Origin of the sequence: Phenylobacterium sp., from assembly GCF_031412415.1 — a bacterium.
GTDB lineage: Bacteria > Pseudomonadota > Alphaproteobacteria > Caulobacterales > Caulobacteraceae > Phenylobacterium.
Genome location: NZ_JANOCX010000059.1, coordinates 1 through 13031, shown reverse-complemented (window position 1 = coordinate 13031; position 13031 = coordinate 1). Strand labels below are relative to the sequence as shown.

Sequence of the window (13031 nt, the reverse complement as noted above, 5' to 3'; positions counted from 1 at the left end):
AATGCTCGGGTATCTGCCCGTCAACATCGTGCAGGGCCTTGTCGGCCTGCTGACTATCGTCCTGTTCACTCGGGTCCTGACGCCCGGGCAGTTCGGGGACTACGCGCTCGGCCTTTCGGTCATGACCCTGGCGCACACCGCGATGTTCACCTGGAACGAGGCGGCGGTCGGCCGGTTCTGGGCTGGTGAGTCCCATCGCAACGGCGGGGCGGACCATGCCGCAACCGTCTACCGCGCGTGGCTGGGGCTGCTGGTCGTCATTCCGGTGGCCGTCCTGGCGGCCGCGCTCTGGCCCATGAGCGGGTCGCTGAAGCTCGCCGTGATCGCGGGCCTGGTTTCGCTGGTCCCGCGCACCTTCGCCCGGCTGGGACAGGAACGCCGCCGAGCGGCCGGGGAAGTCAGCGGTTCGGCGATGCTGGAGCTGATCCAGACGCTGGGCGCCTTCATCTTCGGGGCGGGCCTGGCCTATGCCGGCCTGGGTGGCGCGGCGCCTCTGATCGGTTTCGGACTGGCGGCCCTGATCGCCGCGGCGCTCTGCGCGCGCCCCGAGCTCGCCAAGGCCAAGGGCGGGCGATACGAACCCGCGCGGCTGCGGGAACATGCGGCCTATGGTGTGCCGCTGGCCGCCTCGCTGATCCTGGCGGTGGTGCTTTCGACCACCGACCGCTTCCTGCTGGCGGCCTTCCTCGATAGCTCGGCGGTCGCGGTCTATCACGCCGGCTACAGCCTCTCGAACCGCACCCTGGATGTCGCCTTCATCTGGCTGGGCGCGGCCGGCGCGCCGGCCATGGTGATGGCCCTAGAACGTGGCGGGCGCGAGGCTTTGGTCGTCGCGGCGCGCGAGCAGTTCTCGGTCATGCTGCTGCTGACACTTCCCGCCGCCGTCGGCCTGGCCCTCGTCGCGCGCCCGCTGGCCGAGCTGATGATCGGACCCGCCATGGCCGCCGGCGCAGCCCACGTCACGCCGCTGATCGCCCTGGGCGGCCTGCTGGCGGGTCTGAACACCTACTACTTCTCGGAAGCCTTCCTGCTGGGGCGGCGCAGCGGCCTGGCCCTGATCGCCATGGTGGTGCCCGCCGTGGCCAATCTGGGCCTCAACCTGGTGCTCATCCCACGCATGGGGATCGACGGGGCGCTGTGGTCGACGGTGATCAGCTACGCCCTGGGCGTGATCGTCGCCATTGTTCTGGCGCGCAAGGTCCTGCCCCTGCCTATCCCGTGGCGCGTGGTGGGCGAGACGCTGGGCGCCTGCGCCGCCATGGCCCTGGTGGTGACCCGCGTTCCCGCCCTGGGTGGCTTTCCCGAACTGGCGCTGAAGGCCGCGGCCGGCGGGCTGACCTATGGCCTGATCGTCGGGCTTCTGGACACCGGCCATCTGCGCAGCCGCGCCCTGGGCGCCTTGCAGGCCTTGCGCGCACGGAACGCCACGTGAGCAGCCCTGGCGAAACCGTAAGCGAGAACGCCGCCTGGTCGTCAGGCGCCGCGGCGCTGTCGATCCTGATCCCCTTCAAGGGCGACGACCCCACACCCCTGCTGGCGGCGCTGGGTCGTGAGCCCTGCGACGTCGAACTGGTCATCCTCGACGACGGCACCGGCGATGACGCCCTGGCCGCCAGGGTCGCGGCGGCCGTCGTCGCCCTGCCCTTCCCGGCGCGGTTCGTGCGCCTGGCTGAGAACGTCGGCCGCGCCAAGGGGCGCAACCGCCTGGTCGCTCACGCCCGAGCGGCGCGATTCCTGTTCCTCGACAGCGACATGCTGCCCGACAGCAACCGATTCCTGCGAGACTGGCTGGAGGTGGTGGCGCGGCAGGACCCGCCGGTGGCGTTCGGCGGCTTCTCGCTCCATCAGACCCCGCAGCAGCCCGCACACGCTTTGCACCGGGCCATGGCCTCGCACTCCGACTGCCTGACCGCCGATTGCCGGGCGCGCAATCCGGCCAAGCACGTCTTCACTTCCAATCTGCTGGTGCGTCGCGACGTCTTCGAGGGCGAGGCCTTCGACGAGGGTTTCGCCGGCTGGGGCTGGGAGGACGTCGAGTGGGGCATGCGCGTGGCCCGCCGCTGGCCGATCCTGCACGTGGACAACACCGCCACGCACCTGGGGCTCGACACCGCGCCCGCCATGGCCGCCAAGTACGAGCAGTCGGCCGCGAACTTCGCCCGTGTCATCGCCGCCCACCCTGCGGTGGTCGCCAACTATCCCAGCTACAAGGTGGCCAAGGTGCTCAAGCATGCACCCCTGCGCGGCCTTTGGCGGCCGGCGCTGAAGCTCTACGCCCTGTTCGAAGGCGCGCCCCTCAAGACGCGGGCCTTCGCCATGCGGCTCTATCGCGCCGCCCTTTACGTGGAAGCCGTCTAGGGCAGGATCGCCTTCAGGAAGCCCGGCCGCTCAACCGTGCCCCGGTTGAAGAACAGCCCCGCCACATTCCCCCCTGCCCCATTGATGGCATCGCGCAGCTTGGCCGGCGCGCGCACGTCGGCCTCGTCGGCGGCGACCACCAGCACGGTCTGATCCATGAACGGCGCGACCGTCAGCGCCGCCTGCGAGCGTTCCGGCGACGGCGCGTCGACGATGATCACATCCGCGAACTTGCGCAGGGCGTTCCAGTAGTCGCCCGTGGGTAGGACATGGACGGTCTGGCCGCCCTTCAGGGCGTCGCGCCGGAATCGGGTCACCCAGAAGCGCGCCGCGCCCACGCGATGCGCCACCAGATAGCGGGAGTTGGGCCAGGGCTGGCCGTCGGCCTGCCGCAGGGGCGGCTGCACGGTGAAGAAGATCGAGCCGTCGGGGCTTGCGGCGGCAGCTTCCCCCAACTTGCCGTAACGCTCGTGGGCCTGGGCGATGGCGGCATGCTGGGCCGAGGCCAGCAGATCGAGGTCGACGAGCCAGACCGAGCGCCCGGCGCGCTTGGCGGCGTGAAGAGCGAGCTCGCGGGCGACGGAGGACGCGCCTTCGCCCCGCCGCGCCGCGACGATCTGGATCACCCGGGCACGACCCGCCGCGGGCGCGCCAAGCGACGCCCAGAGTTCGGCCATCTCGGCGGTCAGGTCCAACATTTCTCGAATCGCCGCACGCGCAGTTTGTCGAAGCTAACCCAGAGTCACCGGGAACATACCACGGGCTCTATCGCGCCTTCAGCGGGGCGGCGGCGAGCACCGGCAGGTCGAGGGTGCGCGAGGCCGACTGGGCGGTGGGCAGTCCGGGCCGCAGGAACATCCGCAGCAGGCCCGCGCTGAGCGCGGTGAAGCCGGCGAACAGGAAGGCCAGGATCACGGCGGGCTTGCGCAGGCTCTTGCCCTTGGTGGGCGGCGTGGCGCGGGCCACGATGCGGATATTGTCGTTGGTCCGCGAGGCGATTTCCTGGGCCGCGCGGCTTTGTTCTTCCTTGACGGAGAAGTCGCGGACATTGGCCTGCAGAACGTCGCGGTCCAGGCTCAGCTCCTGGAACTTGGGCTCCAACTCCGCCAGCTTCAGCCGCCGCTGGGTGACCTGCTCGATCTGCGAGACCAGTTCCGCCTGCGATTGACGCAGGGCGTTGACCTCGGCGGTGAGCTGGATCTTCTCGGTCTGAACCGTCTGGTAGACCGGATTGACCCCGAAACGCCGCGCGCCCTCGGCCAAGGTCCGGCCGGCCGCGATGCCGGCCTCGAGCTGGGCGATCTGGGCGTCCAGCTCCTGAACGGGCCGGGCGTCGGTGCGATAGCGCGAGAGCAGGTCTTCCCGCTGGATCTTGAGCGAGACCAGCTTCTCGCCCGGCGCGCTGGAGACGTCGCGGTAGAGCCCGACCTCGGGCGCGATCTGGCCGAACTGGCTGGAGAGGGTGGAGAGGCGACCGATGCGGTCCTGGAGCTGGGCGTCGGTTTGGTACTTCTGCTGTTCGATCTGGGCCTGGAGCTGCGACAGTGAGGCCTTCTCGGCCACGAAGTCGCCGATCCGGTTGTTGTTGAGGAAGTCCTCATAGGCAGCGTCGGCCTGGGCCAGCCGGGTTTCGAAATTGCGGCGCTGCTGTTCCAAGGCCGGGGAGTTCGGATCCGAAAGCACCGCGCGGCGGTAGATCAGATACTCTTCCAGCAGGGTGTTGAGGATCAGGGCGGCGGCCTCCGGGTCCTCATGGGTGAAGCTCACCCGAATGATCGGGGTCTGGGGCGCGGTCTCGATCTTCAGGCTCGATTCGATACTGCGCACCGCCGAGCTCATGATCTTGCGCTTCTCGTCAGGTCCCGCGGCGGCGTACTTCGCCGCCAACTTCGGATAGGTCCGCGACAGACCTAGCTTTTCGACCACGCGCAACTTGAGCTGGCTGGCGCCCAGGATCGCGGTCTCCGACTGGATAACCTGGTCGGAGTCGAGCACCGCGCCGCGACCGGCGTCGCCGGCCCGGGGTTCGTAGACGTATTCCTGGCCTAGCCGGACCAGGACGCTGGATTGGGCGGGATAGGTGGTCTTCATCGTAAGCGCCGCGCCGACGCCCAGGATGAAGAGGATCAAGAAGATGGCGGCCATGAGATAGCGCTCGCGCCACAACAGCGTGGCGAAGTCCGACACGGCGTAACGTGGCCGCGCGGCCCAGTCGGCGCGCGGCGGCACGTCATGCGTCCTAGCTGTCCAAGCGCCCGGCGCGGCCATAGAATCCCTATCCCACCAACTGTTATCGACCGTGGCGGCGCGCGATTAACACTCCGTTACCCATTCTCCTTAACCTTCCGGACATGCGCACCAGCACGCCCCTCGCGCTCGCCCTCGTCGCCGCCGCCAGTCTCGTCCTGGGCGGTTGCGCCATGCCGCGCATTCCAAGGATGGACCTGCTGGGGCCGACTGACGAGCCCGCGCCCCGTGGCCGGGCCTTCAGCGATATCCCCTATGCGACCTGGAGCGACTACGAGCCGGACTATCGATTCTATCCCGGCGACGAGATCGAGGTTTCCCTGCCCTCGGCGCCCGAGCTGAACAAGACGGTGACGGTGCAGCCGGATGGGCGGATTTCGCTGCCGTTGATCTCGACGGTCATGGCCGCCGATCGCACGATTCCGGAGCTGCAGGCCGATCTGGCCCAAGCCTATTCGCGCCAGCTCCTGCGGCCGGAGGTCGACGTGGTGGCTAAGGCCGCGCCCTTGAAGGTGTTCGTGGGCGGCGAAGTCGGCACGCCCGGCATGTTCGACCTGACCGGGGACTCCGACGCCTTGCGCGCGGTGATCCAAGCTGGAGACTTCAAGACCAGCGCCGATCGCAGCAGCGTGATCATCATCCGTCGCGGCCCGGACGGGCGAGCCATGATGCGGCGGGCAAATTTGTATCGGGGACTGAAGAGCGGCGCCTCGGACGTGGTGCCCCTGCGCCGGTTCGACATCGTCTATGTGCCGCGCAGCGGCGTGGCGGAAGCCTCGCTGTTCATCCAGCAGTACTTCCGAGACCTGTCGCCGGTGACGTTCGGATTCAACTACGCCCTGGGCGCCAACGTCATCAACTGACGCGCGCGGCCGGCGGTGTCAGCCGCCGGCTCCGAACTCCACGCAGATGCAGATCAGCCGGTGGCCAACCACTCGCGGGCTTGGCGCTGAGCTTCGGCGACCTCGTCGGAGGCCATCTCCTGGCTCAGTTCCTTGCGGTAGACCTTGGCCTCGACCGAGCCGCGCATGGCCGCCAGGTTAAACAGCATGTGGGCCGACACATAGTCGAGCGGCGCACCGCCCTGGCCGGTCGAATACAACAGGCCCATCTTGAACAGCTCGTCGCCTGACGCGTCCGCGCTCGGCAAAGGCAGGCCTTCGGTGGTTTCCACGCTCGCAAGCATGAGATCGTTCCCCTATCCCCGACCGGTCCGGAGCCGTTCTGGCGCCGCGCCCGATCACACTGAGACACAAGAAAGTCGATGCGCACTAAACATAGGGTTAATTCGCGCGGCCACGAGAATCTAACGCGTCGATTTCCACTATTCGGCGTTTTTACTGCCGGGAAAGCTTCGTATCGAGAGTCTTAAATTCCGCGCAGACTCTTGCCCATTCTGACGAGGGGAACGACCACCCCATCGATCGGCGCCGACCCGGTCCGCTCGATCTCCGTGAAGCCGCAAGACCGGTAAAGGGGTTCTCCAGCCAGGGTCGCCATGAGCTCCGCGCGCTCGAACCCTTCGGCTAGGGCGGCGGTCTCGCAAAGTCCGAGGATCAGCCGCCCCACCCCGCGGCGAACGAAATTCGGATGGGTGTACATGGCGCGGACCCGGGCCGCGTCCTGAGCTGGGTTCAGCACCGCGGCGTCACGCAAACTCGCGCTGTGATCGCCGCCATAGAGGGTCGCGCGCCGGCTCCACCCTCCGCATCCAGCCAGCACGCCGTCCTCCTCGACAATGAAGTAGGTCCGGTCGGCCACGAGCTGGGTGTCGAGACCCATGACCGCGCGGCTGGCGACGATCTCGGCCGGACTGAGGAATCCGCGCTGCAAGCCATCGATGGCCAGCGCCATCAGCTCGCGCAGGGCCGGCAAGTCGTCCTCGGTCGCCAGTCGGCTGGTCAGCATCTGACTCGCTCGTTTCGTCCGCCCAACCATTGATGGCGGATGGCGCTGTGCGCGCAACCATCAACCTGACAGCTCCGTTCAGGTCGAGTTCAGGCGCTGGACGCCAAGGTTAGCGCCTGGGACACCAAACTTCCGACAGGAGGTCATAAGACATGAAGCGCATCATTCTGAGTCTGGCGGTCGCCGCCGCGGTCGCCGGCCCGATGGCCGTCGGCGCCACCACCGCCGCCGCGCAGGATCGCGGCCGCTGGGATCAGCGCGAGGACCGTTGGGACCGCCGCGAGGACTATCGCGACCGCCGCGAAGACCGCAGGGACCGCCGCGAAGATCGATGGGACCGCCGAGACGACCGACGCGGCGACTATCGCAGCTGGGATCGCGGCCGCCACAATGGGTACTACTACAACAACCGGTGGTCTTATGGTCCGCCGCCGCCCGCCTACTACCGCCACCCGCAGTATCGCCCGGGGTACGCGGCCTGGCGTCGGGGCTCGCACCTGCCCAGCTACTATCGCGGCTATGTGGTGCGGGACTACCACCGCTACCATCTGCGCCAGCCGCCGCGCGGCTATGCCTGGTATCGGGTGGGCGACGACTACCTGCTGGCGGCCATCGCCAGTGGCGTGATCTTCGACATCATCGCCAATAACTAGACCGATCCACGCCCCGGAGCTCGCTCCGGGGCGTTTTCGTTGCCGCAGGCGCCGTGGCGTCAGGCTTTCGGTCGCCGACCAAGTCGCTATCCTGGCGCTAGGCAAGGCGGAGGAACGACGCCATGGACTTGGTCAGCGAAACCTATGTGGACGGCCGAGCCGGTCCCGCCCACCCCATCGCCTATCCACCGCTCCCGGGCGTGGACCTCGCCGACGCGCGGCGGTTCACCTCGGGCCAGCCCTTCGCCGACTATGCGCGGCTGCGCCGCGACGCGCCGGTCATGTGGCACCCCGAGCCGATGGGCGGCCCCGGCTTCTGGGCGGTGACCCGCCACGCCGACGTCATGACCGTCGACAGCGATCCCCTCACCTTCTCCTCTCAGAAGGGCGGCATCCTGATGGGCTACGGTGGGCCCGAGGCGCGTCACGGCCAGCTGCACAAGGCCAGCCTGGACGCCATGATCAACCTGGACGGCGCGACGCACATGGCGCTGCGCCGCGATCACATGCCCTATTTCACGCCGTCCTACCTGCGGGGTCTGACAGACCGGGTGTCGGCCGAGGTGACACGCCTGCTGGACGACATGGCGCGCAAGGGGCGCTGCGACCTGGTCGCCAACTTCTCGGCCCACCTGCCGCTCTACACCCTGTGCGAGATCCTGGGCGTGCCCGAGGCCGACCGACCCAAGTTCCTGGGCTGGATGCACTTCCTGGAGATGGCCCAGAACCTGGCGCGCGAGCAGGCCCCCGGCGACGGCCCCATCGACATGGCCAACTTGCCCCCCGAGATCCAGGCCTTCGTCGACGCCTTCAACCACAATGTGGGGGAGATGTTCGAGTACGGCCGGATGATGCTGCACAAGCGCCGGGCCGACCCTCAGAACGACCTAATGTCCGCCATCGCCCGCGCACAGGTGGACGGCGAGCTGCTCTCCGACGAGTACCTGGACGGCTCGTGGCTGCTGATCGTGTTCGCCGGCAACGACACCACGCGCAACACGCTGTCGGGCGCCATGAAGCTGTTGACCGAGTTCCCGGAGCAGAAGGCGCGGCTGATCGCCGATCCGTCCCTGCTTCCCAACGCCGCCAACGAGTTCATCCGCATGGTGAGCCCGGTGATCTACATGCGCCGCACCGCCACCCGCGACGTGCAGCTGGGCGGCCAGATGATCGGCGAGGGCGAGAAGGTGATCATGTACTACGGAGCCGCCAATCGCGACGACGCGGTGTTCGCCAACCCTGACCAACTCGATGTCACCCGCGCCAACGCCGACAAGCACATCGCCTTTGGCTATGGCCCCCATGTCTGCATCGGCAAGCGTGTGGCGCAGATCCAGCTCGAGGAAGCCTATCGCCAAATCCTGGCCCGCTTCCCCGACATCCGCTGGAGCGGCGAGATCGATATCGCCCCGAACAATTTCGTCCACGCGGTGCGGCAGTTGGGCGTCGAGTTCACGCCGGAGAGCTGAGCGACCTTAGAGGATGTCCGAAATTGCTTCGGCCAAGGCCTTCTGGCCCTGCCCCGACACAGACCGTTCCAAAACCCAGACGGAAAGGTCGGCGACGAGCTCGAAGCCAAGGCTAGCGTAGAGCGGCCGGCCTGCTTCGGTCGCGCCCAGGTGGAAGCGCACCACGCCGCGACGCCGATAGTCGTCGATCACGGAACTCAGCAGAGCGCGGCCCACGCCCTTGCGTTGGCGCCCAGGTGGCGTGGCCATAAGCGTGATAGCCGCCGTGTCGCCCGTTGGAATCACGGAGACGGTGCACATGGGTCCTTCGTCGCCCCAGGCGATGTAGGTCTCAACGCCCGAGGTCTCGGTCATGCTAACTTCGATGCACCTGGAGATAACATCTCGGGGCTCGCTGAAAGCGGCGGCGATCAGATCGCCTGCGATGGCGACCAACTCCGGGCCGAGCGCGCGGACGATCTTCGTGGGACGGCTTGGCTGAACGGAAACGTCCGGGCGGAGCACCATGAGCGGCGCCGTTCCGACGGCGGTGAGACCCAGCCGTGTCGCGACGGACGCGAGGGCTTCCGTCGCACGGGGGCTCATGATGGCCGTGAGCGGCCGATCTCGTTCCTTGGCCCGCGCCACCGATCGAATGAGGAAGCCCTCGGCGTCGGGATCGGCGCCTAGGGTCAGCCTATTGTGGTCGGCCAGCGGCTCGTCGGTCAGACCCAGAATGCAGTTCCGGGTCACATGCAGTTCAGCCCCGGACGCCGCGATCATCTGCGCGGCGAGGGCGCGCACGCAAAGCTGGATCAGCTCTTCGGTCTCATCCATGGGCTCGCCCCTCAACCGACCTTGCTCTGCGAGGCGCTATCTCTCGTATCGGGAGACGAGATCAGAGCCCCAGCTTCGCCTTGAGCAGCTGGTTCACCGTCCCCGGATTGGCCTTGCCGCCGGTAGCCTTCATGACCTGACCCACGAACCAGCCGATGGCCTGCGGCTTTTCCTTCACCGAGTCGGACTGGCCCGGATTGGCGGCGATCAGGTCCTCGATGATCTTCTCCAGCGCCCCGGTGTCGGAGACCTGCTGCAGGCCCTGCTTCTCGACGATCTCGCGCGGGCGGCCTTCGCCGGCCCACATGCGCTCGAAAACGTCCTTTGCGATCTTGGAGGATATGACGCCCTCCTCGATCAGCGCCACCAGCTCGGCGATGACATCAGGCTTCAGCGGGCTGTCGCCGATGTCCAGGCCGCCGGCCGTCAGCTTGGCGGCGAGTTCGTTGGTCACCCAGTTGGCGGTCAGCTTGGCGTCCCGGCCCTTGGCGGCTTCCTCGAAGTAGTCGGATCGCGCCTGCTCGATGATCAGCACGCCGGCGTCGTATGCGCTCAGTCCGTACTGAGACTGTAGCCGGGCCTTCTTGGCGTCCGGCAGCTCCGGCAGGCTCTCTTCGATGCGCTTCACCCAGGCCGGATCGAGGTCCAGCGGCAGCAGGTCGGGATCGGGGAAGTAGCGGTAGTCCTGCGCCTCTTCCTTCGAGCGCATGGAGCGGGTCTCCAGCTTGTTCGGATCGAACAGCCGCGTCTCCTGGTCGATCTTGCCGCCGTCCTCCAGAATCTCGATCTGGCGGCGGGCCTCGTACTCGATGGCCTGCTGGATGTAGCGGTACGAGTTGACGTTCTTGATCTCGCAACGCGTGCCCAAGTGGCTGAAGCTGCCCGTCTCGCGGAACTTCTCGTAAGCGCCCGGACGGCAGACCGAGACGTTCACGTCGGCGCGCAGGTTGCCCTTCTCCATGTCGCCGTCACAGGTGCCCAGGTAGACCAGGATGGTGCGCAGCTTCTTCACATAGGCGGCCGCCGCGGCCGAGGAGCGCATGTCGGGCATCGACACGATCTCCATCAGGGCGGTGCCTGCGCGGTTCAGATCGACATAGGTCGAGTGCGGGTCCTGGTCGTGCAGCAGCTTCCCGGCGTCCTGCTCCAGGTGCAGGCGCTCAATGCGGACGTCGAACGTCGAACCGTCGTCCTGTTCCACCGTGACCACGCCTTCGCCCACGATCGGGTGCTTGAACTGACTGATCTGGTAGCCCTGGGGCAGGTCCGGATAGAAGTAGTTCTTCCGGTCGAAGTGGCTCTTCAGATTGATCTGAGCCTTGAGGCCCAGGCCGGTCTTCACCGCCTGCTCGACGCAGTGGCGATTGATCACCGGCAGCATGCCCGGCATGGCGATGTCGACCAGCGACACCTGCTGGTTCGGGCCGGCGCCGAAGCCCACGGCGGCGCCCGAGAACAGCTTGGCGTTCGAGGCCACCTGGGCGTGGACCTCCAGGCCCAGAACCAGTTCCCACGGGCCGGTGCGGCCCTCGATCACTTGCAACGTATCGGTCATGCCGCTCCAATAGCGCCGGTCGCAGGCGAGCGAAAGCGGCCTGCGCGATATCCCTTGCGCCAGGCGCGGAACATGGGCGAAATCCGCGCCTCAAGACTACTCGGGGATAAGGAAACACCCATGAACAGATTCATCGCCGCCAGCCTGGTCGGCCTCTCGCTCAGCGCCGGCGCGCTGGCCGCCGCTCCGGCCCTTGCGCAAGCTCCCGCCGCCGCTCCGGCCGCGCCCTCGGTGGAAAAGAGCCCCATCGTCGATCTGGTCGGCAACCCGACCACGAAGGCGATCGTCGAGAAGCACATTCCGCAACTCGTCGCGCACCCGGCCTATGACCAGTTCAAGGAAATGACCCTGCGCGAACTGGTGCCCCTGTCGCAGGGCGCGCTGACCGAGGAAATCCTGACCGCGGTGCAGGCCGACCTCGACAAGGTCAAGTAAGGCAAACCCAGGTTGACCAAGAAAAACCCCCGCCGCCCGGCGGGGGTTTTGCGTTTCAGGCCCCTACCACCACTTTGCTGGCTTGGCTCGGAAGTCGGCGGCTTTCTCGATCGCGCCGCCCAGGGAGAACAGGGTCCCCTCGTCCAGCGCCTTGCCGATCAGCTGAAGGCCTAGGGGCAGGCCCTTGGCGTCGACGCCGGCGGGAATGCTCATGCCGGGAAGACCCGCCAGGTTCACCGTCACCGTGAAGATGTCGTTCAGGTACATGGCGACCGGATCGGCCGCGTTCTCGCCCAGGCCGAACGCCGCCGACGGCGCCGTGGGCGTCAGCAAGGCGTCGACCTTCTCGAACGCCTGGTCGAAGTCGTCGGCGATGCGGCGACGGACCTTTAGGGCCTTGAGATAGTAGGCGTCGTAGTAGCCGGCCGAGAGCACATAGGTGCCGATCAGGATGCGGCGCTTCACTTCAGCCCCGAAGCCCGCCGCGCGGGTGTTCTCATAGGTCTCGGTCAGGTTGCCGCCGTCGGCGCGAAGGCCGAAGCGCATGCCGTCATAGCGCGCGAGGTTCGAGGAGGCCTCGGCCGGCGCCACGATGTAGTAGGCCGGCAGGGCGTACTTGGTGTGGGGCAGCGAGACCTCGACGATCTCGCAGCCGGCCTCCTTCAGCCAGGCGATGCCCTGCTCCCACAGCTTCTCGATCTCGGCCGGCATGCCGTCGACACGATATTCCTTGGGAATGCCGATCCGCAGGCCCTTGACCGACTTGCCGACGAAGCTGGCGAAGTCCGGGGTCTCGACGTTCAGACTGGTCGAGTCCTTGGGATCATGACCGGCCATGGAGGTGAGCAGGATCGCCGCGTCCTCCACGGTCTTGGCGATGGGTCCTGCCTGGTCCAGGGACGAGGCGAAGGCCACCACGCCCCAGCGCGAGCAACGCCCATAGGTCGGCTTGATGCCCACCGTGCCGGTGAAGGACGCCGGCTGGCGGATCGAGCCGCCGGTGTCGGTCGCGGTCGCCCCTAAGCAAAGCTGCGCCGCCACGGCCGCGGCCGAACCGCCCGACGAACCACCCGGCACCAGCGGCGTGTTCGAGCATCCTCGGCGATTTCACGCCGACCTACGAGTCGACGGTGACCCAGAACCTGTGGGATGCCGGCGCCGTCATGCTGGGCAAGCTCAACAACGACGAGTTCGCCATGGGCTCGTCGAACGAGACGAGTTGTTTCGGCCCGGTGGTCAATCCCTGGCGGCGGACGCGCAACGGCCAGGCCGACAATGCCAAGCTCGTGCCGGGCGGCTCGTCGGGCGGCTCGTCGGCGGCGGTTGCCGCTGATCTGTGCCTGGCTGCCACCGCCACCGATACGGGCGGCTCGATCCGCCAGCCGGCGGCGTTGACCGGGACCGTCGGCATCAAGCCGACCTATGGCCGCTGCTCGCGCTGGGGCATCATCGCCTTCGCGTCGTCGCTGGACCAGGCCGGCCCCATTGCCAAGACTGTACGTGACGCGGCCATCATGCTGCGCCACATGGCGAGCCACGACCCGAAGGATTCGACCAGCGTCGATCAGCCGGTGCCCGACTACGAGGCGG

The 13031-nt window shown here is 67.5% G+C and carries 13 protein-coding genes and 1 pseudogene; 7 read left to right on the top strand and 7 right to left on the bottom strand.

Going from position 1 to position 13031, the window contains the following annotated elements:
* Position 1 precedes the first annotated feature (1 nt).
* Together RMO04_RS02890 and RMO04_RS02885 are read left to right on the top strand one after the other, a co-directional pair.
* A complete protein-coding gene (locus RMO04_RS02890) occupies positions 2–1432 on the top strand; it encodes an oligosaccharide flippase family protein (RefSeq protein WP_309643290.1) in 1431 nt (476 codons plus the stop codon).
* Entirely contained in the window at positions 1429–2358 is a 930-nt protein-coding gene (locus RMO04_RS02885; RefSeq protein ID WP_309643289.1) for a glycosyltransferase family A protein, read from the top strand. The genes RMO04_RS02890 and RMO04_RS02885 overlap by 4 nt, the downstream gene beginning before the upstream one ends.
* Here the strand turns inward: RMO04_RS02885 and RMO04_RS02880 are convergent.
* On the bottom strand, positions 2355–3056 hold the full coding sequence (locus RMO04_RS02880) for a sugar kinase (protein ID WP_309643288.1): 702 nt from the start codon (positions 3054–3056) through the stop codon (positions 2355–2357). The genes RMO04_RS02885 and RMO04_RS02880 overlap by 4 nt on opposite strands.
* A 67-nt stretch (positions 3057–3123) precedes the next feature.
* On the bottom strand, positions 3124–4587 hold the full coding sequence (locus RMO04_RS02875; RefSeq protein WP_309643287.1) for a GumC family protein: 1464 nt from the start codon (positions 4585–4587) through the stop codon (positions 3124–3126).
* A 191-nt stretch (positions 4588–4778) separates the two neighbouring features.
* On the opposite strand from RMO04_RS02875, the gene RMO04_RS02870 reads away from it, so the two are divergent.
* Positions 4779–5468: a polysaccharide biosynthesis/export family protein gene (locus tag RMO04_RS02870; protein WP_405041455.1), complete on the top strand. Its 690-nt coding sequence runs from the start codon at positions 4779–4781 to the stop codon at positions 5466–5468.
* Between the two features lie 53 nt (positions 5469–5521).
* On the opposite strand, the gene RMO04_RS02865 is transcribed toward RMO04_RS02870, so the two are convergent.
* Together RMO04_RS02865 and RMO04_RS02860 are read right to left on the bottom strand one after the other, a co-directional pair.
* On the bottom strand, positions 5522–5791 hold the full coding sequence (locus RMO04_RS02865; protein WP_309643286.1) for a sel1 repeat family protein: 270 nt from the start codon (positions 5789–5791) through the stop codon (positions 5522–5524).
* Between the two features lie 182 nt (positions 5792–5973).
* The gene (locus RMO04_RS02860; RefSeq protein WP_309643285.1) at positions 5974–6513 is read right to left on the bottom strand and encodes a GNAT family N-acetyltransferase; all 540 of its coding nucleotides are present in this window, start codon (positions 6511–6513) and stop codon (positions 5974–5976) included.
* Positions 6514–6665: 152 nt separating this feature from the next.
* On the opposite strand from RMO04_RS02860, the gene RMO04_RS02855 reads away from it, so the two are divergent.
* Complete coding sequence (locus tag RMO04_RS02855; RefSeq protein ID WP_309643284.1) at positions 6666–7166, top strand: RcnB family protein; 501 nt, start codon at positions 6666–6668, stop codon at positions 7164–7166.
* A gap of 122 nt (positions 7167–7288) precedes the next feature.
* Positions 7289–8635 carry a cytochrome P450 gene (locus RMO04_RS02850; protein WP_309643283.1) on the top strand — a complete coding sequence of 449 codons (1347 nt, stop codon included), beginning with the start codon at positions 7289–7291 and terminating at the stop codon, positions 8633–8635.
* A gap of 6 nt (positions 8636–8641) precedes the next feature.
* Here the strand turns inward: RMO04_RS02850 and RMO04_RS02845 are convergent, their stop codons facing one another.
* Positions 8642–9451 (bottom strand): GNAT family N-acetyltransferase, encoded by an 810-nt coding sequence (locus tag RMO04_RS02845; protein ID WP_309643282.1) that lies wholly within the window; start codon positions 9449–9451, stop codon positions 8642–8644.
* Positions 9452–9512: 61 nt separating this feature from the next.
* Positions 9513–11006: an Asp-tRNA(Asn)/Glu-tRNA(Gln) amidotransferase subunit GatB gene (gene gatB, locus RMO04_RS02840; RefSeq protein ID WP_309643281.1), complete on the bottom strand. Its 1494-nt coding sequence runs from the start codon at positions 11004–11006 to the stop codon at positions 9513–9515.
* A gap of 120 nt (positions 11007–11126) precedes the next feature.
* Between gatB and RMO04_RS02835 the strand changes: the two genes are divergently transcribed.
* Entirely contained in the window at positions 11127–11441 is a 315-nt protein-coding gene (locus tag RMO04_RS02835; protein ID WP_309643280.1) for a hypothetical protein, read from the top strand.
* 63 nt (positions 11442–11504) lie between these two features.
* Here the strand turns inward: RMO04_RS02835 and RMO04_RS02830 are convergent.
* A pseudogene (locus tag RMO04_RS02830) lies at positions 11505–12533 on the bottom strand (amidase family protein); the annotation flags it as partial.
* A 38-nt stretch (positions 12534–12571) separates the two neighbouring features.
* Between RMO04_RS02830 and RMO04_RS02825 the strand changes: the two are divergent.
* On the top strand, positions 12572–13031 hold a 460-nt coding region (locus tag RMO04_RS02825), incomplete at its 3' end, for an amidase family protein (RefSeq protein ID WP_405041454.1).

Bases quoted from the DNA above. Each gene is read 5' to 3' on its own strand.
- RMO04_RS02890 (WP_309643290.1), top strand. From the start codon at position 2: ATGCTCGGGTATCTGCCCGTCAACATCGTGCAGGGCCTTGTCGGCCTG.
- RMO04_RS02880 (WP_309643288.1), bottom strand. From the start codon at position 3,056: ATGTTGGACCTGACCGCCGAGATGGCCGAACTCTGGGCGTCGCTTGGC.
- RMO04_RS02870 (WP_405041455.1), top strand. From the start codon at position 4,779: ATGCCGCGCATTCCAAGGATGGACCTGCTGGGGCCGACTGACGAGCCC.
- RMO04_RS02865 (WP_309643286.1), bottom strand. From the start codon at position 5,791: ATGCTTGCGAGCGTGGAAACCACCGAAGGCCTGCCTTTGCCGAGCGCG.
- RMO04_RS02860 (WP_309643285.1), bottom strand. From the start codon at position 6,513: ATGCTGACCAGCCGACTGGCGACCGAGGACGACTTGCCGGCCCTGCGC.
- RMO04_RS02855 (WP_309643284.1), top strand. From the start codon at position 6,666: ATGAAGCGCATCATTCTGAGTCTGGCGGTCGCCGCCGCGGTCGCCGGC.
- RMO04_RS02850 (WP_309643283.1), top strand. From the start codon at position 7,289: ATGGACTTGGTCAGCGAAACCTATGTGGACGGCCGAGCCGGTCCCGCC.
- RMO04_RS02845 (WP_309643282.1), bottom strand. From the start codon at position 9,451: ATGGATGAGACCGAAGAGCTGATCCAGCTTTGCGTGCGCGCCCTCGCC.
- gatB (WP_309643281.1), bottom strand. From the start codon at position 11,006: ATGACCGATACGTTGCAAGTGATCGAGGGCCGCACCGGCCCGTGGGAA.
- RMO04_RS02835 (WP_309643280.1), top strand. From the start codon at position 11,127: ATGAACAGATTCATCGCCGCCAGCCTGGTCGGCCTCTCGCTCAGCGCC.